This is a genomic window from Maribacter huludaoensis (assembly GCF_029350945.1).
In the GTDB taxonomy this organism is placed as follows: domain Bacteria; phylum Bacteroidota; class Bacteroidia; order Flavobacteriales; family Flavobacteriaceae; genus Maribacter; species Maribacter huludaoensis.
This window is the reverse complement of the sequence record NZ_JARKMS010000005.1, coordinates 179,456-203,407: the sequence shown is the minus strand read 5'-3', so window position 1 is coordinate 203,407 and position 23,952 is coordinate 179,456. Positions and strand designations below refer to the sequence as shown.

Below are 23,952 nucleotides of genomic sequence, written 5' to 3'. Positions count from 1 at the left end.
ATGCTTCCAAAACAACAGCGGTATGCGCTGTATGTACTTCTTCTGATTGTTATTTCAGTAATTGGTACTACGGCTCTGGCCAACTCAAAAGTAACTACGCTTTATGAAGAGGTGGCTCATGTAATCGAAAAGGCTGTTTCGGTTTCTACCAACAACCAAACTACATTAGAAAATAAAATTGCATCCAAGTCTAGCTTAGCGGCTCCGGCAATGTTTACTACACCAATAGTAGGCGCGGACAATACGGTTACTTGTAACGATAACGGATTTACGATTGCACGGTTTAATTTATGTGGAGATTTCGATGATCGTATAATAAGTCTTACCGGTGGTCCTTATAGCTCAGTTTCATGGCAGGTATTGGGTGGTTCTTGTTCAGCAGATGTAAATGTTGAATGTCCTAATACAACCAATTCTTGTTATACAGAAGTTGGAACCGGACAAACTTTTAATCTAGATGCCAGTTCCGTATCAGCTACTTCAGGTGCTGAATATAGAGTTGAAGTAGATAACCAACCATATTACTTTAAAGTAAAGAAAAGTACTATAACCCAAACATATGTTAAGCAAGATTATATCTGTGGTGTAGATGGTAGAATACAGATAACCAATCTTTCCAGTGCTTATGAGTTTACTATTGATGGAGGTTCTTCTTGGCAAGGTGCTATATTTTCTAACTTGACACCAGGTACCTATAATATTCTAGCAAGATTAAGAAATACGGCAAATACTTGTGAGTATCCTTATGAACCTATAGTAATAGAAGAAAAGGAGATTGAAATTGCCACGACTTTTACAGATGCATTGTGTAGTGGAGATACAGGTACTATTACGGTAACGGCTTCTAATGTTCCCGGACCTTATAAATATACATTATTGAATTCTAGTGGTGTTGCCCAAGAATTTACGGCATTCATTCCAACAAATCCCTACACCTTTTCAGCTGTAGGCTTTGGTACATATACGGTACAAGTTGAAACGCAACAATGTACTGGTGATCCATTGAACGGAATAGATCCTCCAAGACAGAGTTTAGATATCAATGGAAACCCCATGACAATTGGTGCAGGGGCTTCTGCTTTAGATGCTTCTACAGAGGTAAATAGTAGTTTTGGCTGCTCTAACATTTCTAGTGTAGATATTACCTTAAATACATCTGGTGGTTCTGCGCCTTATACATTTACCGTAAACGGCGGACCGGTGCAGCCTTCATTTGGTGATGTCGCTACAGACTCCGGTACTACTACATATACCGTAAATGCAGCAGGAACATATGATTTTGTGATTACCGATAGTAATGGCTGTATTATAAATGCTTCTTCCGATGTTGAAGATTTATTACCACCAGATGTTACGGTAGCAGGTATTGATGGTACTTGTAGTAACGGAGGTGCCAAATTAGAATTTACTATAAACAACGGTAGGGGTTATAATATATCTTACAGGGAAAGTGCATCTGACCCTTGGGTAAGTATACCACAAATTTCAGTTGCAGCAGGTACATATAATGATATTGAAGTAAGATACCAACAAGGCGGTTTCGAATGTACTTTGGCATTGCCATCGGTTACGGTAGATACCGTTGGTTCATTGACAGGTTCTGCTACTAAGGTTGCTGATGTAACTTGTTCTGGAACAGGAAATATAGGTGGACAGATTGATTTTGTAGGTCCGTTTACCGGTGGTTCCGGAAGTGGTTATGAATTTAGTATAGATGGTGTTAACTTTTCAACCATTACCACTTATACTGATTTAGCTGCGGGTACTTATACCCCTATTATTCGTGATGCAGGCGGATGTAGATTAGAATTAACGGCAATTGAAATTTTAGATGTTGATCCACCTACAAATTTAGATTTTGCACAAAGTAATACTAGTTGTGCTGCCGGTACTACAGATGTGCAGTTGACACCAACTAGCAATGCAGCAATCAATAGATATGAAATTATTAGTCCGGCGTATGTAGATAACGGTACTAATGATACATTTACCGGGTTAATGACTTCCCAAGCATATATTTTTCAAATTACCGATGTAAACGGTTGTTCTTACACCGAAGGTTTTAGACCTGTAGAAATAAGCTCTATTAGAGTTCAGGTTAAATCTGGTGGAGACCTTAGAGTATGTAACGGTGCTACCGATGGTAGTGGAACTTTTATTGTTGATGGTTTTGCAAACAATTATACTTTTGATATTAATGGCGGTGCAACTAGTGCTCCACAAAATGATCGTGAAGTAGACTTGCCATTATCTGGTGCAGGAACATACACAATTACGGTAACCGACGCCGATACTGGTTGTACGGATACGGTATCTTTTGATATTAATGAGGCTCCAGTATTAGATTTATCTACCAGTACGGTTACGGCTATGAGCTGTGCCAATGGTAATTTAGGAGCGGTTAGAGCTAACGCAACGGGAGGTTGGGGTACGTTTAGATATACCCTAACACAACCGGTAGGTCCACAAATTGGTCCAAAATCTGGTAGGACCTTTAGTAATCTCTCTGCAGCGGGAACATATACATTAACTGTAGAGGATGCTGAAGGTTGTACAGATACTTTTTCTTTCGATCTAAATCCTATTGATGCGCCAGGTATAGCTTTGGACGGACCATCGTCAGATTTTTGTTTTGTAGCAGGTACTGGTGCAACGGTTGCCGTAACCTCTACAGCGGGTACAGCAGCAATTGGAACACATCAATATAGAATTAATGGAGGCGCACTTCAACCATCTCCAACTTTTGGCGGACTTTCACCTGGTAATTATACGATTGAAGTAGTTGATGGTAATGACTGTACAGATAGTATTGCGGTTACCATTGCTCCTCAATTAAGAGTAAATACAAATATTGAAGCGGAAATACCTTGTGGTGGAGCTAATGGTACCATTAGAGTAAGTGTTAATGGAGGTTATTTATCTGGTGCTGGAGCAAAACAGTATGAGGTTAGTTCTGATGGTGGTGCTACTTTTGGAGCTGCAATTCCACTAACTACAAATACATTTGATTATAACACAAATGTACCTGGAGATTATGTTTTCAGAATTACAGATAATAATACGACAAGTAGTGGTTGTGTAGCACAGTCTGTTGCCATTACATTAAATCCTCCTCAAAATATTGCTGCTGCATCTTATGTTGCTAGACCGGTTAGTTGTAGTTCTACAAATAACGGTTCTGTAACTATTATACCAGATGCAACTAGTGGTGTACCACCATACGAAGTTAATTTCAACGGAACGGGTTGGGCTTCAGAAACGGTATATTCCAACTTAACGGTAGGTACATACTCATACTTGGTTAGAGATGCTAGAGGTTGTGAAACCCCGGCCGATACGTTTGATATAATATTGGATACCACAGCACCACCAGCAACTACGGTTTCTGAAGTACAGGCTGTTTGTGGAGGTAGCGGACCAGTTAGTGGTGGTGTCAATATTGATGCTGTAACTGACGGTACCGCTAATTATACTTTTGTAATAGAAGATAATACAGGAGTAGAAATTACGAGAATGGAAGATGTTGATCCTTCTGCCTTACCGGTACAAATTTTAGATCCACTTTTAGTAACTGGAGATTATACGATTATTACCATTGATGCTAATGGCTGTACAGATATCGATACCGTTTCAATTACTTCTAATGAAGTAGTGATAACGCCAATACCGCCACCGGCACCAGCAGATTGTGATGATTCATCATTTACTTATGCAGTTACGGTAAGCGGAGGTTCTGGGACCTATCAAATAAGATTATTAGATCAACCTGGTTTTTACGCATTAAATAATACGCCAGCGGTTAACGATCATACTTTTAGTAATACTTCGGATAGTATTCAATACGGAGTTGCTTATACTGTGGTTGTTTTAGACGTGGTAACAAATTGTACCTATGAGCAAGAAATTCCTCCTATAGATGCACCTTCAACTTTAGATGTTACGGCAACATCAACACCTGGGGCTTGTGATGTAAATAGAAATGGAGAAATTGTTTATGATGTCATAGGTTTTACAATTGGAGATGTTTTAAAAATAGAGTTGATAGATAATTCGGATGGCTCAAGTACTATCTTGGAAAATTCCGTTGTCACTACCGCATTACCATATACTGGTTCTCATGCTGAATTACCAGGTAACTTTCAGATTTTAGTTGAGAATTTAACTGATACATGTACAGATGCAGCTCCTGTTACAATACTTCAGAATTTACCTGATATCGATATTTTACAAGAGGTTCCTGCAAATTGTAATGCTTTTGGCCAGGTAACCGTGCAAGGTAGAGGTGGTTCTGGTGGACCATATGAATTTGCTTTTATGGACAGTGGTGTAGCTCCTACGGGTTGGACTACAGATACGACATTCTCAGCGCCTGATGGTACGTATGATGTATATGTAAGAGATGCAAGTGGTTGTACTTCTTTTGATATTGCAACAATTATTTCATTAGATCCAGATTTACCGGTACCTACTTTTGCGGTAGTAAATCAATGTGATCCTACTTCGACAGCATTTGATATTACGGTAAGAGTACCAAGTTCAGTGAATACTCCTAGATTCACTTTGGGTGGTGATGAGCAATTACCAACGGTAAATGGTGCATTTTGGGAGTATACTTATGTTGTTAGTAGTCCTGGTGATTATGTAGTAGATGTAGTAGATGCCAATGGTTGTACTAGTGAAGGTACTGCTACGGTTTATGACTTCTTATCGGCAACTGGTAGATTTTCAACAGACAGTACTTGTAATGACGCAGATGGGGAAATAACAATTTCAACTACTGGTGGTAGTGGTGATTTTGAATTTGAGTTAACAGGTGTTGATTATAATTCTAACGCCGTTGGACCCGTAACACAAAATAATAATCCAGTTTTTACAGGACTTGCTCCAGGTACATATGAGGTTTTAATAACTGACAATATTGTAAACGATGGTGCTGGTTTCTGTGAAACAACCGTATCGAACATTATTTTAAATCAAGCGGCACAGCCGGTAATTGTTTCAGAAGAAGCAATTGATATTAGCTGTAGAGATGAAAATGATGGGTCTATTGAGATAGTAGTTGGTCCGGCAAATGCATTAGTGCCATTCACATCTCAAGACACTCCAATTACTTACATTTTAAATGATGTTAGCTCAGGAACTACTGAGGTGACCAGAAATAATACTGGTGCTTTTTCAGGTTTATCAGCTGGTGATTATCAAGTACAGGTGGTTACGGCACGTAACTGTGAGGTGCTATCTGCTGTTCATACCATTACAAATCCTGATGCTTTTAGTATTACGGCAAGTGCTGCGGATTTTGCGTGCGAGCCAGGTGCTAATAGATATAGTTCTACCATCATTACCGTAAATGTTGTAGATGCGGGTACGGTTGGGTCAGGATATCAATATAGTATCACTGGTTTTGAGAATTATCAACCTGGGAATACATTTGAAATTATTGATGACGGTAGCGCACAAAATATCACTGTTTATGCTATTGATGGTAATGGTTGTCAAACAACATTTGACGTTCCTACTATCAATCCACCTACAGATGTTGTTCCAACAATTGTTGAGGTAGATATTTTAAATTGTAGAGATGATGAGCGCGTACGTATAGAAGTAGCGGGTACAACTGATTTTACCGTTAATACAGTATCGGTTACAGCGGTTGCTCCTGTAACGAATACTTCTGGTAATAACTATGTAGATGTGTACTTGCCAGATGTGGGTGATTACTTATTCGAGATTGTAGATAATACAGTGGGTTGTACATACCCAATGCCTGTACATACGGTAAATACTCCAATAGCGCCAACAGTATCAATTACGGAGGCCAAACCGGTTAGTTGTGCAGTACCCGGTGATGATGGCGCATTGTTCATAACGGTCAGTGATTATGTTGGGGTGTATGATTATATTGTTTATGAGGCTACTGATGATGCTAGAACAACACCATTGGCTTCAGGGACTTTTGATACCAATAATTTTCCTGATATTAACGGGGATGAGGCTAGAATTGATAATTTAATTGGCGGTAATTTAATTATCGACATCGTCTCAATAGATACACCGTATTGTTCTGCTACAAGTAATGTTACCAATATTAGAACCCCTAATGGTGAACTTCAGGTTACGGCAGAATCTATAGGTAATGTAAGTTGTACTAATGATACTGGTGAAATTATAGCTACCGGCTCAGGTGGTTGGGATACTACTGCGTATGAGTACAGATTATTAATGAGTACTGATGGTGGTGCAAGTTATACTACAGAGATTGCTACATTCTCAAATGACAATGAATTTACAGGATTATCTTTTGGATTTTACGAGGTAGAGGTAAGAGATGTTGAGGGTTGTACAAATACCGTAGAGATTGAATTGGAAGAAGTTCCGCAAATAGTAGCGGGTATAAGGGAGCCTCAAAGTTTAGATTGTCCTAATGGTAACAATGCAGTTTTAGAGGCTTATGATATCACTACCGGTGATGCCATTACGGCCACACCTGGTGCAAGCGGTGGTTTTGCCGGCGCAGGTTATAACTACACATTGTTATATTTAAGTGGAGATGATAATACAGCCGTTGTTTCTGAAAGTGGATTGCAAAATACACCTACTTTTATTGGGGATAGTGGTGGTTATATTAGCGCTGGTTGGTATGCAATAGAAGTTTCCTCTAGTTTTGGGTGTTCCTTTGTTACGGATGCTTACTATGTTGATCCACCACCACCAGTTCAACCGGTTTTGGTACAGATTAGAGTACCTGGTTGTGGAGGCGATGGTGAGATAAGACTGACGATCGAAAATCCTGACCCATTATTTACGTATGAATATTTAAGGGTTGAAAATGGCGTAACTATTGGAACATATATGCCATTGACGGGGAATTCTGTGACAGTAACAGGAGTTCAGGGCATTACGTATCAGTTTGATGTTAGAAAAGTAAACGGAGCAGGTACTTGTCCTGCTATACGTTCTAATGGTATTACTATGACCGATGCTTCTGATCTTGAATTTTTGCCTAACTCTCCAGTAGATCCCATTTCATGTGCATCTGAATTGGATGGTAGAATAGAATCTTTTGCAAGTGGCGGTGTAGGAAATAATATGTTTACGCTGTATATAGGTCAACCAACAGATGGTTTTAATCAAGGAACGGCAACTATATTTAGGGGCCCGCAGTCTGAAGGTACATTTGAAGGTCTTCCCGAAGGTTCGGATTATTGGATTGGTGTTACTAGCGGGCTAACCTGTGAGGCTATAGACGGACCGTTTGAAATCATTAGGCCAGAACCAATTATTTTCGATGCAGTTGCAACAGATGTTACCTGTAACGGTGAAGAAGATGGTACAATTACAGTTTCTGTAAGTGATGGTGGTGTTGGTTTAATTCAATTTGCAATTGCACCAAACTTTAATGAATTTTTTAGTGATTCGGATAACCCAGGTGTTTATACTTTTGATGAACTTGCTGCCGGTACTTATGAAATTTTGATTAAGGATGATAATGGCTGTTTTGAAAAGGATTTTATTACGGTAGAAGAGCCTGATCAATTGGAAATAATCAATATTGAGACAACAGATGAATTATGTATTGGAGCAAATGACGGAACTGTAGTTTTTGATATTGTTGGTGGTACTCCTTTTAATGATGTTTTAGTGAATCCTACTCCTTATTTTGAGTATAAAATAGAAATGGTTGATCCGGTAGACGAAACGGGAACGGCAGTTTTTGCACCTTATAACGGAGAAATTATAGAGGATTTACAAGGCGGAGCGTCGTATATTATATATATACAAGATGCCAACTTGTGTACAGCATCAGAATTGTTCACTATTGATATTGGGGTAGATTTAACTGCAGAACCACAAGTACAATATGGTTGTGAGGGTATTTTTCCGAATAGTACAACAACTATTCAGTTAGATAATACCAATTTACTATCAGAGTTAATGTTTGCATTAGATCCTATAGATCCTACCGATGCGATAACCGCAAATGCAAATGATGAATATGTTTGGGGAGATTTACCTGCAGGTGATCATACTGTTTATATCTATCACGAAAACGGATGTACTAACTTTGTGGAGTTCAGTATAGATGCCTATGAGCCTTTAAGTTTGGTAGTTGATAAAACAGGACCAAATGAAGTTCAAGCTTTTGCAGAAGGTGGATATGGAGATTATGAATTCTTCTTTAACGGACAATCTTACGGAGGTGAAACTACATATACAACCAACGAAAGCGGAATAGTAAATGTTCGTGTTAGAGATGCAAGAGGTTGTGAGCTAGAATTAAGTGTACCGTTCGAATTTACAGGTATGCTAGAATTCCCTAATTTCTTTACTCCTGATGGAGACAACCTTAATGATATTTGGTCACCAAAGAATAGAGAGCTTTTTGATGGCGTAGAAGTCAGAATATATGACCGTTACGGTAGGGTAGTGGCTGTTTTAGATGAAGTTAGCGGTTGGGACGGTACCTATGAAGGAAAAGAAGTACCTACAGGAGATTATTGGTATGTGGTAAATGCCAACAGCGATGAGCTTAAATATGTAGGTCACTTTACTTTATACAGATAAAAAAATAGAAACATAAATTTAAAAAAGAGGATGCATTTTGCATTCTCTTTTTTTGTTTTATCATTTAACGATTAAGTTTTTAAAATCTTTACGGTCTAACTTTCTGAACGCAAATTAACCTAAAACTACAATTACTTTTAAGGCACTTGTTTTTAGGGTACATTTGATAGTAAATTAAGATTTCACAGATGAGGGCAATTGCATATATTATTTTATTGGTTATTTTTCAAAGCTGTGCATCTCAGGCAAAGCCTATTCTGATCGATTCGGAAATGGAAACTAACGTAAAAGAGAATCTTGCCTACTATTTATATTACCCAGAAGATTATGAAGAAGAGCCAGATAAGGAATTTCCTATTTTATTGTTTTTACATGGAGGTGGTGAGTCTGGCGACAGCCTTGTTACGGTAAAGAGAAACGGTCCGCCAAAATTAATTGTTCAAGGTAAAAAGTTCCCTTTTTTAATATTGGCTCCGCAAAATCCGAATGCTAAAAAATGGTGGAATACCAGGGCGGTTAAACAACTGCTGGATTCTATTGTGGATACTAATCGAATAGATAAACGTAGAATATATTTGACCGGACTTAGTAGAGGAGGAGGTGCTGCTTGGGAAATGGCAGTACAATATCCAAATACTTTTGCCGCCATGGCCGTAGTTTGTGGCATGGCACCTTTGCCTTACGCTTCATGGATAAATAAGAATATGCCAATTTGGGTATTTCATGGTGAAAAAGATAAATCCATTCCCTTTTCGGAATCTGAGACTATGGTGGCCAAATTAAAGGAAATGGGCTATGAGGTTATATTCACGAGATACCCTAACGTTGGGCATAGCGCTTGGATAAAAGCTTATGAAACCGAAGCCTTATATGATTGGTTTATAAATCAGGAGCTGCGGTAGACTCCCGTATTCTTTAATTCTTCTGAAAAACCCGTAAAGAATCTCTATTTTGGGTAACAACATAATAAGGCTTTTCTTTAATATTGCTGTTTACCTTTGTGATGCTTTTTGAATCACCGGGTACTAAAAATCCACTTTCAGCTGTATCGATTGTTTTGAATTTGCCGTTTTGGTCATTTTGTAATAAAAGACCATTAAAGGCATCGTTTCTACCAATAAAGACTTCATTTCCAAAATTGTTGCCCACCAACAATAAATCTTGGTGATCGTCATTGTTAAAATCTAAAATTTGTATGCCGTTTATAGGAGCTGTTTGAGCTTCTATGGGTAGAGGGCTATATTCAAATGTACCGTCTCCGTTATTTTTAAGAACTATACTCTTATCATAATTGCCAATTAATTTGATAGAACCTTCTAATTCTTTTTCAGTTAATAAAGTTGATATGGTTGCTTTGGAATACCCTTTGAAAGTATTGAATTTTGCCCTGAATATTGGGCTTTGACCATTTAAGTCTCCCCAGAAATTAATGGGGAACGCCTTATAGATGGGGTTATTAAAACTTTCTTTAAAATGAGCGAACATAACTGGGTCTATAGTACCATTATTATCAAAATCTTTCGCTATTACGGTAACTGGTCTTTTTGCAGAAGGTTGATAAAAATTATTCATACCTAGATTACCTACAACAAAGTCAATATCGCCATCATTGTCTATGTCGGTTTTAGAGATAGTTTCCCACCAACCTGAAAGTTCTTCAACTCCGGTTTTATCTAATTTTTGGAAACTGGTGCTATTATTTTTAAAAATGGAAATAGGCATAAATTCGCCAACTACAATTAAATCCTCATTCCCATCTAAATCAATATCCGCCCAAACAGCATCTGTAACCATACCTATGTTTCTTAAGTCAGGAACAAAACTTTCTGTAACATCTGTTAATATGCCATTGTCGTTTTTCAATAAGAAACTGTTTTCTGCATTTGGGTATTTTGAGTAAGGGGTTCTACCACCAACAAATAAATCCATAAAGCCATCTTTATCAAAATCTGTAGCCGTCACTATTGAGCCGCTTGCATTGATCAAAGGCATTTTATCCGTGGTTATTTTAAAATTACCTTGACCGTCATTGACCAATAGACGATGATTATAGTAGGTACTGCCTGAATTAAATTCATTACTGCCAGAAACTAAGTATAAATCTAAATCACCATCGTTTTCTAGATCGAACAGAACAATACTTTCCTCTTCAAAAGTTTTGTTTTCATCGTCATTAAATAATGCTGTTTGAGTGAACTTGCCATCGGTATCCTGAAAAAACAATTGTGGAGAAGCCCCCGAAGAACTGCCGATAACGAAATCCTCGTTACCATCGCCATTAATATCACCAACAGCTATTGCCGGACCGTTTTGGGTTAATTTATGTGGTATTGTGCGTTGAATATTATAATCAATAAAGTCTTTTTCTTTATGTAAATATGAAATTCCTATTTTACTTGAAACCTCTTTCAAAATTGGTTCCATTTTTTTGGCAACGAGCGGAAATTTTAAGTCTTGTGAAGATATCGCAGTTGCTTCGTCATATTTTATGATCAATCTCTGGTTGCCTTCTATGTACTCTAATCTCTGAAATTGATTATCTGCCCAAAGAACTTCAATAGATTCTATTAGTTTTTTGTCTCCTAAACCAAAATGAGCTATATCTTCAACAGTAGACATATACCCTCTGTAGGTATGATAGTCTTTATATTGAAATGTACCGTCGCTAAATCTTAAAACAATTTTTGTTCCTGTTTTTTGGGACTTTGAAGAAGAATCTTGGAGCTCTATGCTTAAATAATTATGTAGACCATCTTTTAAATCGGTTTTGTTTTCAAATATTAGAGCTTCATCGTTTATATTATTTATGATATAGTCCAAGTCGCCGTCATTATCTAAATCTGCAAATGCTGCACCGTTGGAGAATGATGGTATTCCAATTCCCCAATCTTCGCTAACATCTGTGAATTGATTGTTGGTATTGTTTTTATATGCGTAATTAGGAATTTTTATTTTTGGAATGGAATCTAAAATTTGAGCGGGACTTAAATACCTACTAACGTTAAATTTAAAGTCACCAAAATCTAAATCTGTAATATCTCGTGGAAAACCATTTGTAATCAGTAAATCTTCATAACCATCGTTATCCATATCTGCAAATAGGGGAGACCAGCTCCAATCTGTTTTAGATACGCCAGCCATTAACCCAATTTCACTAAACGGTACGTTGTTTCCATTACCTTTTTGTAACATGTTTCTGGTATGTTGGTATTCATAACCAAAACGATCGTTTAGAATATATTCTGTGTATTTATTTCCTGCTAATGTAGTTTTTAACCTTTCATTTGTTTCACCAAGCATATCTAGAGTGATGATGTCCAGGTAACCATCGTTGTTGAAATCGGAAATATCATTCCCCATAGAAAACTTACTCTGGTGTTTAATATTCTCTTTTATTTTATTAGAAAATGTACCGTCTTGATTGTTAATGTATAGAATATCATTTGAGAGGTAATCATTACTTACATAAATGTCTGGCCAGCCGTCATAATTTAAATCTGCAATAGAAAGCCCTAAACCGTAACCTTCAATTGTTATACCGGCCTCTATAGTTACATTGGTAAAAGTACCATCGCCATTATTTTTATATAATTTGTCATTACTTAGTGCAGAACCATCTGTTATTTTTTTTCTAAAATTAGACGGTAATATATGTACATCTACATTGTTTAAAACATATAAATCTAAAAGACCGTCTTTGTTATAATCTAAGAAAGATGCACCCATACTATTACCAGATTCTTCAAGACCATATTCACTAGCTTTATCTATAAACGTTGGTACATCATTTTCATTTAAACCTTGGTTTAGGTACAACATGTTTTTCTTTTCATCATCGCTGTCCAACATAGCGGAACAAACGTAAATGTCAAGAAAACCGTCATTATTAATATCTGCAAGAGCAACGCCGGTATTCCATTTATTGAGCGCCTCTATTCCAGATTCTTTGGAAATATCTTTAAATTTAAAATTACCTTGATTTAGGTACAGCTTGTTCGCAACTTGATTTCCGCTAAAAAATATATCGGGCATCTTATCATTGTTGAAATCGCCAATAGCTACACCACCACCGTTGAATATATATTCACTTGTAAGAATGTTAAAGCTATCCGTTTCTATAATTTTATTGTTGAAGGCAATTCCAGATTCAGAACTTGGTATAACATGAAAAAGGCTAGATTTTTTTTCGTTACACGAAATTATGGTAAGTGCAACAGTTATTATGGATAATGCAGTAATAATACGCATGGGTGTAAGTTTAAAAGGGTATAACTAGTGTTTAAAATATAGATGTTGGTATTGTTGTTAGGGTTTTAAATTGTGCTGTTTGATATTAAAATATGAACATTAAGATGTTATGTTTAGTAACAGCAAAATAGTGTTTTAGAATTAATATTGGAGGTCGATTAAAATTACTTTTTTTAACTTTTGTTATCAATATAATATACAGAACCAAGAAGTATAGTTTTTTATCTTATTTTGGACTTGTATTATTACCAAGAAATTAATTTTTTAATTAAGAAGAATTATAAAAAAAATAGCAGGACATCTTAAAAGATGCCCTGCTTTATAAAATTGATAACTAGTTATTAATAACCAGGGTTTTGTTGAAGTATACCTCCACTTAAATCTATTGCAGATAAAGGAATTGGTAAAACTTCATTTTTAGCTTCAAACGCGTTAGCCTTAGTACCAAAGTTTGCAATTGTACGACTTTCATTAGAAATATACTCATTGATTACTTCAACACCGTTACCCCATCTATATAGATCGAATAGACGGTGACCTTCCATACCAAGTTCTAAACGACGCTCATGACGAACCGCTTTTCTTGCAAATGCTTGATCGGCAAAACTTGTATAGGGTTCTATAACATAGTTAGCCGCATCTGCATCACCTGCTTCATTTTGAACATAGGTCATATTCTTAGCTCTATTACGAACCATATTTACCCATGTAAGGGCTGATGCTAAATCATTAGTTTCTACCGCAGCTTCTGCACCCATTAAAAGCACATCCGCAAATCGAATTATGTGGTAGTTGATGCCGGAATGCTGTTGCCCCCAAGCACCGGTACCTTGATTATCGGTATCGCCACTTTGGTAAACGTTTTTAGCTGGTAAATAAGGTCCGGAAATATCCGAAAAAGTTGCGCGTATCCAAGAATGACCTGGGAAAGTGCCGTAGCGATTATAATCAATGCCTCTTCTACCTACAGTGTAATCTAATCTTGGGTCTAATGGACCAGTATGTGGGGTAAAGGCATCTTCATCCTCAATACCGTAATCATTAGCTACATCTGACTGGTTGAAAGTGTCTAAAAGTGGAAGACCTGTAGTTTCATCAGTTTGAAATGCATTTACTAAATCTTGAGAAGGTTGGTAAAAACCACAACAAGAGCCAAATGGACCTGGATTTGGGAAATTTAAAACCCCACCAATGTTACCGTTGAACGATTGACCATCATCAGCAGTGAATTGAATTGCAAAAACAGCTTCTGAGCTATTTTCACCTGCACTTTCAAAATTTGCGACAAATTCAGGATTCAAACTATAAGGACCGTTGTTGATTACATCTTCTAAAAGAGCAAAAGCTTCTGCCCATTCAGATTGCTGCAAGTGAACTTTACCTAAATATGCTTGCGCGGCCCAAGAAGTTGGTCTTCCTGATTGCGCTTGTGTGGCAGGTAAATTATCCATTGCAAATTGTAAATCTGCTTCAATCTCATCCCAGATTGGACCAGGATTAGGTTGATTGAATTCTGTATTTGCATAGTTCTCTTCAGAAATGTAAGGTACATTTCCATAGATTCTTTGTAATTCAAAATTAAAATGACCTCTTAGAAAACGTGCTTCTGCTAATTTTCCAGATAAATCAGCGTCTTCAATCGTTCCGATCAAGGCTATAACAGCATTGGCTCTGTTTATACCAGCAAATATAGATGACCATTTACCTAAAACATAAGGGTTGCCCGTAGTCCAGTTGTAAATTTCCATTTCAAAAAGGTCAGCTTGATCACCATCGGTACTACCTTTATGTGCGTCATCTGCAATAACGTCAAACCACCAGTTATCTCCACTTGCTGCAAATCCATTTCCAGCAAGGTTGTTTCGGATACCATCAAGTGTGGAATATGCTCCAATTAAAAGGAGTTCTACACCATCTTCATTTTGTACCGCAGCGTCACTAAGAGCACCTACTGCTGGCTGCTCTGTAAAATCATCACTACATGCACTTATAACAGCGAATAGTGAAAATAAATAAATTAATTTCTTTTTCATTTTTTTACAATTTTAGATTAAATCCAAGTGTAAGAATTCTAGATTGAGGAACAACCTGGCTATCTACACCTAATGTTAAGTTATTACCGGTAACCGATGAAATGATTTCTGGATCAAAGCCATCATAACCCGTAACAGTAAGTAAATTCGTGGCTTGTACATATACACGTAGTAAGTCAAGGCCTATCTTATTTGCTACTTTATCAGGAAAAGCATAACCTAACTGAACATTTTTTAAACGTAAATAAGAACCGTCTTCAACAAAGTATGAGTTTGGTTGTGTTTCACTGTTTTGAATAGAATTACTTAATGCTGGTAAAGTAGCATTTGTATTCGTTGGTGTCCAAGAATCTAAAACTCTTACACTTCTATTACCATCAACAAATGTTGGGAAATCAGTAAAGATCTTAGTGTAATTGTAAATGTCATTTCCTTGAGAACCTTGTAAGAATAATGAAAGGTCAAAAGCTTTGTAGCCTAAATTAAAGTTGAAACCATATGTGAAATCTGGGTGTGGAGAACCAATAAATGTTCTGTCGTCATCATCAATTACGGTGTCACCGTTAACATCTCTGTACTCAAATCTACCTTCATCCGTAAAACCGATTACTTCTCTACCGAAGAAAGAAGAAATAGGCTGACCAACTTGGGTTCTAGATACTGCACCACCACGGAAACTGTCATCACCAGTTTGGAACTCACTGATCCAATCGGTTACTTCATTTTTGTATTTTGAAAAGTTTACATCAAAGCCATATTTCCATCCTGATTCAGTTTCGTCCTTGTAACGTAGATTGATGTCAAAACCAGTATTGGTAACATTACCTGCATTTACATAAGGTGCTCCTGCATCAATTGCTGTTGTACTGATCAAACTGTTGTCTTGAACAATTAAATCTTTTGTTTTAATGTTGAACCATTCAAAATCTAAATTTAATTTATCATTGAAGAATCCAAGTTCAATACCTGCATTGATTGCTTCACTGGTTTCCCATTTTAAATTTGGGTTTCCAACAGCGGATAACAATGCCCCTGTGGCGATTGAGCTTCCGTCAATAGCATAGTTGGATAAACTTTCATTTAGTGAAGAAATATTTATTGTAGGATTACTGGCCGGCAATGATTGATTACCCAATTGCCCCCAAGAACCTTTTAATTTTAACCAGCTTAAAGCTGAGTCAGATGAGATAAAATCCTCTTTACTTACTACCCAAGCACCACTAATTGAAGGGAAGGTGTCACTTTTATTATCTCCGGCAAAACGTGAAGAAGTATCATTACGTAAAGTTCCTGTAATAAAGTATTTGTCGGCATAAGAGTAAGTTGCAGATCCAAATAATGAATAAAGGCTTGTAGCTGCGTCATACGCGTTATCAATATTTGGTGTACCACTACCATTGTTCAGTAAATAAAAATCTGGTGTTTCAAATAAGAAACCGGTTCTACTTACCTGTTTACCTTTAACTCCATCTTCCACAGCTTCGATACCTACCAAAGCATCAATTTTACTGTTTTCAAAAGTTTTTTTATAATTCAAGGTATTCGTAAAAGTCCAAGAATAACCGTCTTGGTTCAGTTCTGTAAGTTGATTTGTGCCTAAAGGTTCGCTATGTTCTGGATCCAATGCTTGAAAACTACGTGTATTGAAGGAGTTTATAGTACCACCAAAGTTGGTTTTGAAGGTTAGTCCATTCGCTATTTCAGCAGATAAATAAATGTCACCTAAAACTCTAATTGTTTTGTTAAAGTTGTCACTTGCTCTGCCAAGTTGCGCTAACGGGCTTCTTGAGTTACCAGTACCTTGTGCCCCGGTACCTGCAAAATTACCATTATCGTCATACAATGGTATTAAGGGGCTACTACGAACAGCTTCCTCATATCTAGCTCCGGCTCCACCTTGGTTTCCATTAGAGTAAGCTGTGCTAAAATGCTGACCAACACGTACTTTGTCACCAAGTTTAAATTCTGAGTTTAATCGAATTTGACCTATTTTATAGAAGGTATTTACAAGATTACTTGGGTTGTTCAGGTAGTTTGCAGAAAGTGAATATTTGCTGTTTTCTTCACCATTAGCAACCGAAAATGCAACACTTTGAATAATTGAAGTTCTTGTAATCGCATCTATCCAATCCGTACCATTAGGATTTACGGCAGCAGAAGCATCACCTCTTACTATGGGATCATAAGATACTACTCTGGTATAACCATTTAAGGATGATGGGACAACTGCAGATGAACCATTACCAAATTGAGGGTGATCAAACACAGTTCCATCGTTTGCGGAACTTTGAAACAAAACATCACCTAATTGTTGTGCATTTAAAAAGTCAGGTGTGTTGGCTATTGAGGAAAAACCAGTGTACGTATCAACAGATACAATTGGCTTATCCATATTGTAACCACCACCTTTAGTTGTAATAATTACTACCCCGTTAGACGCTCTTGCACCATATATGGCAGCTGCACCGTCTTTTAAGACGTTCATTTGATCAATGTCGTTCGGGTTGATACTGTTCAATACAAATGGGTCATCTGTTTGTAGACCATCAATAATAAACAGAGGGTTGGTATTGTTACTAGTACCAAAACCACGAATGTTAATTTTTGGTGGGCTACCTGGTGTTGCATTTTGTACAACAGTTACACCACTTACACGACCTTGTAATGCAGATGCAGCATTTACAACTGGTGCTTTGGTTGCTTCAGAAACATCTACTGATGCTACAGAACCAGTTAAATCACCTCTTGTTTGTGTAGAATACCCTAATACGATAACTTCGTCAAGAGCTGCAGCATCTTCAGCTAAAGTTGCGTTAACACTTGATTGACCGTTCACGGCAATCTCCATACTTTTAAATCCTATATAGCTAAAAACTAATGTAGCACCATCAGATACATTTAAGCTATAGTTACCGTCAAAATCTGTTTGTGTACCATTGGTCGTACCTTTTTCTACAACATTGGCCCCAGGTAATGGTTGGCCGGTGTCATCTAAAACGGTTCCCGTAATAGTAGTTTGAAAGGTTTTTACTTCAACTTCGTTTGAAGTACTTGTGTTTTCATTTGCTTGTACCATTTGTGTACCTAGGCAAACGAGCATTGATAAAACTCCAGATTTAATAAAGGATGACCTTTTACTGAATTTCATCAACGTGTAATCACGTTTTTGATTCATAATAGTTGTTGTTTGTTAGTTTAAATTAAATACTTGGAAATCGAGTTTTTAAAATTTTTAGTTGCAGTTGTTAAATGTTAAAAAAATCAAAATCCACTATAATAATAGTACTTTTCCTTTAAATATCTATAAATCGTTAGTGTTAATTTGAAAAGGTCATAAAAGCAATATGGTGTATTGTTATTGTAATTATCTGTATTAATAGGCGTAAATATTGAGTAATCAATAAATTAGCCACAGTAAAATTTGGAAATTAGCACGTTAAATTTTTAACATTTTTATTTTAAATTGTAGACAAAAAAATCAAAAAAAATGAAAATTACAACGTTATAGTTGAGTCTGTTTTTTGGTGTTCTAGCTATTTTTTAAATCTCTATTTAAAGATAATTTACTATGATATTAGATCTGAGAACAAGAAATTATAATCAATTTCTCGTCTATGTTGGTGGTGAAAAAAAGGTAGTTGTCTCCACCATCTTTAATGCTTAATTTTTTTCTTATTTTTTCGACAGAATCAGGAAAGTTTCTCGTAGTAATATTGGCTTTAAACAGACCGGTTTTTTTGAATACTTTTTTAGAATAATCGTAGACTTTTTCAATTTTAAATATTCGGCCAGGAAATTCAAGTAGTGTTTCTGAGGTATAAAGATGAGAATTGGGGTGAAGTTTATGTAGGTTAAAAGATTTGCCTACAAACTGAAATGAACCAGATTTCAATATAGAGGCATTTGGTTCATATAGATAGTTTAACGGTTCTGAAAATTGGGAGAATGTATTTTCTTCATCGCTAAAATAAAAGTCAAATTTCTGTATATAGTTTAACTTAAAATTTATTGTCTTAACAATTGGTTCGTTGCTAAAGCCTTTTTGAATGACCCAAAGAAGTTCTTTTACATCATTGTTTACCGCAATAATATGAATCTCTTTTACAAATGACAGTTCTTTTAATCCACTTTTAATATCCAGTAGTGGTCCGGTCTTTATAATTAGGTTAGCAGATTTTGTCAGTAAAAGGTGCATGTTGCTAATTACGTTGGGTTCGCAATCAGATAGATAATATACTTTATTGTTTTCTTTATCTCTTCTAGATGGGTCTACATATAACCAATTGTAAGTTTCTGAGGTCTTCTCTAAAAACGCTAATCCATCTTCAGGTATACATGTAATATTTAACACCCCCATTTTTCCAAAATTGTATTTGGCAATTTGGGATAGTCCTTTGTTCTTTTCGATATGGGTTACTTGTTCTACTTTCTTGGAGAATGCGTATGAATCTACCCCAAAACCACCGGTGATATCAATTAGAGATGCGCCGGCAATAATTTTGGCTTTATAATTTGCCGTGATCTCTGATGATGTTTGTGAAAGATTTAGTTTGTTGGGGTAATATATATTATTGGTATTGTACCATGTGGGTAATTTTGTTTTAGCTTTAACTTTTGATTCAATTTGTTCAACTAGCTCTTTCTGGGTTACGTTTATAAACCTGGGTTTTGATAAAATAATTTTATGAACATCGGTCTTAAGATTATCACCAATAAACTTCTGTACTTCATTGTTTAAAATATCTATATTCACGAATATTTAAAGATTATGGGTCAATGATTTTACGATTTGGTTATCGGACAGGAATTCTTTTAAAATTACTTTAAGTGCCGTATAGCCGGGTACGGCTACAATCATTCCTACGGTACCAAATAACAGACCGGCAATGATGATTACCAAGAAAATTTCTAGAGGATGAGACTTTACGCTATTTGAAAAAATAAACGGCTGAGAGAAAAAATTATCTACCAATTGCCCTATCAGTAGCCCTATGAATACATAGCCCGTTTTTGGTAAAATTACTTCACTAAAATCTGATCCTAGATTGCTGGTCATGGTCAATGTCAGCATTATAACACCACCTATTATTGGTCCTATATAAGGTATAATGTTAAAAAGTGCGCAAAGAAATGCAATTACTACCGCATTCTCAATACCAACTATTAATAGCACTATGGTATAGATAACAAATAGAATAAAAATTTGAAGTAGTAGGCCAACAAAGTATCTTGACAACAATCCGTTTATCTTGCTAATGGAATTGGTAGTTCCCTTCTTTTTATCAATAGGAACAAATATTAATAACCCGTGTTCAAATAATTTGCTGTCCTTTAAAAAGAAAAAAGAAATGAAAAGAACTGAAAATAAACCAATACTTGCCGTACTCAATATATTTAAAAAAGAATTTAAAAAATTTGGAATAAAGCCTATATCCAAACCTTGTAATATATTTTGTTCTAATCCAGAATCATCAATTACATCTTCTACTATATGCGATGAAAGTCCAAGGTAATTCGTGATTTGATGGTATAATGTGTTTAAGCTGGTTTGTAGTTCATCAATATCAAGTAACGAAAGGTTTTTACCTTGTTCTGTTAATAATGGAATAAACAAAGCGACTATACCTACCAATACACCTACCATTAAAAGCATGGTAATAATAACTGCAAGTATATTTGGCAGTTTTAGGCGCAATCTAAAAAAACGTACCAATGGGCTGCCTATTAGTGCCGTTACAGCGGCAATTGCCAAATATGCTATTACAGATTGTATTGTATATAAAAAATATAGTAAAAGGGCTATACCCACTAATACACCTATAGCTCTTAGTATGCCTTGCGAAATAGTTTTTGAAGTCATTGATCAATTTTTAAAGGCATAAGTTATAATATTCGCTCCCATTTGTAACGCTTTTTTTCTTACTTCTGCCGGATCGTTATGTACTGTAGGGTCTTCCCAGCCATCACCTAAATCAGATTCTGACGTAAATAATAAAATGACTCTATTGTTTTTTGAAATGGCGAATGCCTGTGGTCTTTGACCATCATGTTCATGAATTTTTGGTAGTCCTTTTGGGAAGGAATATGTGTTTTTGAATATTTGATGATCAGCACCTAGCTCCTCTAATTCCATATCTGGGAAAAGCCTTTTTATTTCTCTTGTAACATACGGTTTCATTCCGTAATTATCATCGATATGTAAAAATCCACCGGATAGAAGGTAATTTCTTAAGTTTTCTAGTTCCTGATCAGAAAACACAACATTACCATGCCCTGTCATATGCAAAAATGGATATTGAAAAATGGAGCTGCTGCCAACTTCTACCGTTTTTGGTTTATTGATTAAGGTGGTGCCAATATTATCGTTACAAAATTTTATCAAATTTGGTAGTGCCGTTGGGTTGGCATACCAATCACCACCACCTTGATATTTTAAAATTGCTATTTCTTGTGATCTTAAGTTAAGGCAAGTAAACGTAACCGTAAGTATAAGATAGATAGTAAGGTTTTTCATTTTATTTCGAATAATAAAATATAATCACATTATTATGATTGATAAAAAGATTTGTGTTTCTATATTTTTAATAGTTGGTTTATTGTTGTCAACCATTATTTGGGCTCAATCGAGTAAAGATAATAAAGTTGATGCTGCATTGTTTTCTGAACAACCGGAAAAATTAAGTAAAGGTATTGTAGTGCTTGAGCTTTTTACCTCTCAGGGTTGTTCCAGTTGTCCGCCTGCTGATGAATTGTTGCAAGAAGTTAAAATGACTTATTCTGATAATGTATTCGTGCTTAGTTACCATGTTGATTATTGGAACTACATAGGTTGGGAAGATCCATTTAGTAAAAAAGAGTTTACGGAACGGCAAAGCAGTTACAATAAAAAGTTTGGTTATAACGGAAACTATACACCTGAATTAGTGGTCAATGGAAAAGAACATTTGGTAGGTTCTCATAAAGCTAAAGTTGTTAATGCCATTAAAAAGTATTCTGCTACAACATCGGAGAGCCAAATTCTAATTAAAAATTTTAAGCGACAAGAGGATAAAATATATTTTGATTATAATATTATTGGTAATACATGGGCTAAAACCGTGAGAGCTGTTCTGTTATTAAAAGAAAGAAACACACAGGTGAATAGGGGAGAGAACAGGCAAAAAACTTTAGTGAACACAAATATTGTTATTACCGAAAAGACTATTGATATTAATGATGATAATCCTTTTGGTTCATTGGCTGTTCCTTCAATGGTTAAAGAAGGAGAAGAACTTGTTCTAATGTTAATAGTGGAAAATATAAGAGGCGATATTCTAAGCGCCGTAAAAAAGGATTTCTAAAGTTACCCGTTGTTTATTGTTGCAACAATAGAACAGGCTACAATTGCGGCCGTTTCTGTCCTTAATCTTGTTTTGCCCATGGCAACAGGGGCATAGCCTTTCTGCATGGCATTTTTAATTTCTTCGGGAGAGAAGTCACCTTCTGGCCCAATTAAAATTGTAAGATCTTTATCTGCGGCCACCCTTCTTTTAAGCTCGTGGCGCTCCGTATCTTCACAATGGGCTATAAATTGCAGTTCTGTCATTGGTTTTTCTAAAAATTCCGAAAAGCTAATGGGTTCGTTTAATTTAGGTAAATACGTTTGCAACGATTGTTTCATGGCAGATTCTATTACTCGCTGCATTCGTTCTAACTTTATGACTTTGCGTTCTGATCTTTCGCAAATGATAGGCGTAATTTCGTCAATACCGATTTCCGTGGCTTTTTCTAAAAACCACTCAAACCGATCGTTCATTTTTGTAGGTGCTACAGCTATATGTAGCCAATGAGATTTTGGGTGGGTTTTCTTAGATGATACAAGCTCTACTTCACACTTTTTTAAATTATCTCCAATTATTTTTGCTTCAAATAAATAACCATTACCATTGGTGATCCATAATTGATCGCCATTTCTTTTTCTCAACACTTTAATGATATGTTTGCTTTCATTGCTGTCGAAAATGAAAGTTGTATCAATGGCCGTGATGTTTGGGTTGTAAAATAATTGCATTTGGGTCGTTTTTAACTAGGATATAACGTACCTCGCCTTAGCCGTAATATCTTGCTTGGAAAATTTCTCGTTCTTAAATTTATAATAGCCTACAATACCGATCATGGCAGCGTTGTCCGTACAGTATTCAAATTTTGGAATATAGGTTTTCCATCCAAATTTTGTTTGTGCTTCAACTAGTGCACTTCTAATACCGGAGTTAGCAGAAACCCCGCCACCAATAGCAACCTCTTTAATGCCAGTTTGTTTTACTGCTTTTTTAAGTTTTTTCATCAATATAGTTATGATCGTATATTGGATTGATGCACAAATATCTTCCAAATTGTTCTTGACAAAATCAGGATTTTCTTTTGTTTGTTTTTGAATAAAATATAGGATATTGGTCTTTAAGCCGCTAAAGCTAAAATCTAAATCTTTAACATTGGGTATGGTAAATTCAAATTTGTGAGGATCGCCCTTAACCGCGTGCTTATCAATTAATGGGCCGCCGGGGTAGGGCAGTCCTAAAATTTTAGCGCTCTTGTCAAATGCTTCGCCAACGGCATCATCCAAAGTTTGTCCAATAATTTTCATATCAAAGAAATCATTCACCTGAACAACTTGTGTGTGCCCTCCACTTATGGTCAATGCCAAAAAAGGAAAAGACGGTGCAGTCATACTTTCGTCATCTATAAAATGAGCTAAAATATGGGCTTTCATGTGGTTAACTTCAATTAGCGGTATGTCTAAACCTAAGGATAAAGATTTTGCGAATGAGGTGCCAACAAGTAATGAACCCATAAGTCCTGGTCCGCGTGTAAATGCTATGGCTGATAATTGTTTTTTATCGATATTTGCTTTGGCTATGGCTTGATGAACGACTGGGACAATATTTTGTTGATGTGCTCTAGAGGCAAGTTCTGGTACAACCCCTCCATATTCTTCGTGAATAGCCTGGGTGGCCACAACATTACTGAGCACCTTATCGTTCTTTAAAACTGCCGCAGAAGTGTCGTCACAAGAAGATTCTATAGCAAGTATATAAATTGGATCGGGTTCAGGCATAATTGGAATAAA

General features: G+C 36.2%; 11 protein-coding genes. 3 read left to right on the top strand and 8 right to left on the bottom strand.

Annotation, left to right across the window (positions count from 1 at the left end; translation table 11 throughout):
• Together PXC01_RS15050 and PXC01_RS15045 are read left to right on the top strand one after the other, a co-directional pair.
• Positions 1–8,565 carry a T9SS type B sorting domain-containing protein gene (locus PXC01_RS15050; protein WP_276473114.1) on the top strand — a complete coding sequence of 2,855 codons (8,565 nt, stop codon included), beginning with the start codon at positions 1–3 and terminating at the stop codon, positions 8,563–8,565.
• 188 nt (positions 8,566–8,753) lie between these two features.
• Positions 8,754–9,467 carry a carboxylesterase family protein gene (locus tag PXC01_RS15045; RefSeq protein ID WP_276473113.1) on the top strand — a complete coding sequence of 238 codons (714 nt, stop codon included), beginning with the start codon at positions 8,754–8,756 and terminating at the stop codon, positions 9,465–9,467.
• 13 nt (positions 9,468–9,480) lie between these two features.
• On the opposite strand, the gene PXC01_RS15040 is transcribed toward PXC01_RS15045, so the two are convergent.
• The 6 genes from PXC01_RS15040 to PXC01_RS15015 all read right to left on the bottom strand — a co-directional run bounded on the left by PXC01_RS15040 (position 9,481) and on the right by PXC01_RS15015 (position 21,360).
• Positions 9,481–12,813 carry a VCBS repeat-containing protein gene (locus PXC01_RS15040; RefSeq protein WP_276473112.1) on the bottom strand — a complete coding sequence of 1,111 codons (3,333 nt, stop codon included), beginning with the start codon at positions 12,811–12,813 and terminating at the stop codon, positions 9,481–9,483.
• A 341-nt stretch (positions 12,814–13,154) separates the two neighbouring features.
• Positions 13,155–14,846, bottom strand: coding sequence for a RagB/SusD family nutrient uptake outer membrane protein (locus tag PXC01_RS15035; protein WP_276473111.1), 1,692 nt, complete (start codon positions 14,844–14,846; stop codon positions 13,155–13,157).
• Positions 14,847–14,850: 4 nt separating this feature from the next.
• Positions 14,851–18,021, bottom strand: coding sequence for a SusC/RagA family TonB-linked outer membrane protein (locus PXC01_RS15030; protein ID WP_276473110.1), 3,171 nt, complete (start codon positions 18,019–18,021; stop codon positions 14,851–14,853).
• 399 nt (positions 18,022–18,420) lie between these two features.
• The gene (locus tag PXC01_RS15025; protein WP_276473109.1) at positions 18,421–19,599 is read right to left on the bottom strand and encodes a THUMP-like domain-containing protein; all 1,179 of its coding nucleotides are present in this window, start codon (positions 19,597–19,599) and stop codon (positions 18,421–18,423) included.
• 6 nt (positions 19,600–19,605) lie between these two features.
• Entirely contained in the window at positions 19,606–20,706 is a 1,101-nt protein-coding gene (locus PXC01_RS15020) for an AI-2E family transporter (protein WP_276473108.1), read from the bottom strand.
• 3 nt (positions 20,707–20,709) lie between these two features.
• Positions 20,710–21,360, bottom strand: coding sequence for a DUF4159 domain-containing protein (locus PXC01_RS15015; RefSeq protein WP_276473107.1), 651 nt, complete (start codon positions 21,358–21,360; stop codon positions 20,710–20,712).
• A 34-nt stretch (positions 21,361–21,394) separates the two neighbouring features.
• On the opposite strand from PXC01_RS15015, the gene PXC01_RS15010 reads away from it, so the two are divergent.
• Positions 21,395–22,186: a DUF1223 domain-containing protein gene (locus PXC01_RS15010; protein ID WP_276473106.1), complete on the top strand. Its 792-nt coding sequence runs from the start codon at positions 21,395–21,397 to the stop codon at positions 22,184–22,186.
• 2 nt (positions 22,187–22,188) lie between these two features.
• On the opposite strand, the gene PXC01_RS15005 is transcribed toward PXC01_RS15010, so the two are convergent.
• On the bottom strand, positions 22,189–22,896 hold the full coding sequence (locus PXC01_RS15005) for a 16S rRNA (uracil(1498)-N(3))-methyltransferase (RefSeq protein ID WP_276473105.1): 708 nt from the start codon (positions 22,894–22,896) through the stop codon (positions 22,189–22,191).
• 15 nt (positions 22,897–22,911) lie between these two features.
• Entirely contained in the window at positions 22,912–23,940 is a 1,029-nt protein-coding gene (gene tsaD, locus PXC01_RS15000; RefSeq protein WP_276473104.1) for a tRNA (adenosine(37)-N6)-threonylcarbamoyltransferase complex transferase subunit TsaD, read from the bottom strand.
• Positions 23,941–23,952: the final 12 nt, after the last annotated feature.

Coding starts and splice junctions, on each gene's coding strand:
- PXC01_RS15050 (WP_276473114.1), top strand. CDS start 1: ATGCTTCCAAAACAACAGCGGTATGCGCTGTATGTACTTCTTCTGATT.
- PXC01_RS15045 (WP_276473113.1), top strand. CDS start 8,754: ATGAGGGCAATTGCATATATTATTTTATTGGTTATTTTTCAAAGCTGT.
- PXC01_RS15040 (WP_276473112.1), bottom strand. CDS start 12,813: ATGCGTATTATTACTGCATTATCCATAATAACTGTTGCACTTACCATA.
- PXC01_RS15035 (WP_276473111.1), bottom strand. CDS start 14,846: ATGAAAAAGAAATTAATTTATTTATTTTCACTATTCGCTGTTATAAGT.
- PXC01_RS15030 (WP_276473110.1), bottom strand. CDS start 18,021: ATGAATCAAAAACGTGATTACACGTTGATGAAATTCAGTAAAAGGTCA.
- PXC01_RS15020 (WP_276473108.1), bottom strand. CDS start 20,706: ATGACTTCAAAAACTATTTCGCAAGGCATACTAAGAGCTATAGGTGTA.
- PXC01_RS15015 (WP_276473107.1), bottom strand. CDS start 21,360: ATGAAAAACCTTACTATCTATCTTATACTTACGGTTACGTTTACTTGC.
- PXC01_RS15010 (WP_276473106.1), top strand. CDS start 21,395: ATGATTGATAAAAAGATTTGTGTTTCTATATTTTTAATAGTTGGTTTA.
- PXC01_RS15005 (WP_276473105.1), bottom strand. CDS start 22,896: ATGCAATTATTTTACAACCCAAACATCACGGCCATTGATACAACTTTC.
- tsaD (WP_276473104.1), bottom strand. CDS start 23,940: ATGCCTGAACCCGATCCAATTTATATACTTGCTATAGAATCTTCTTGT.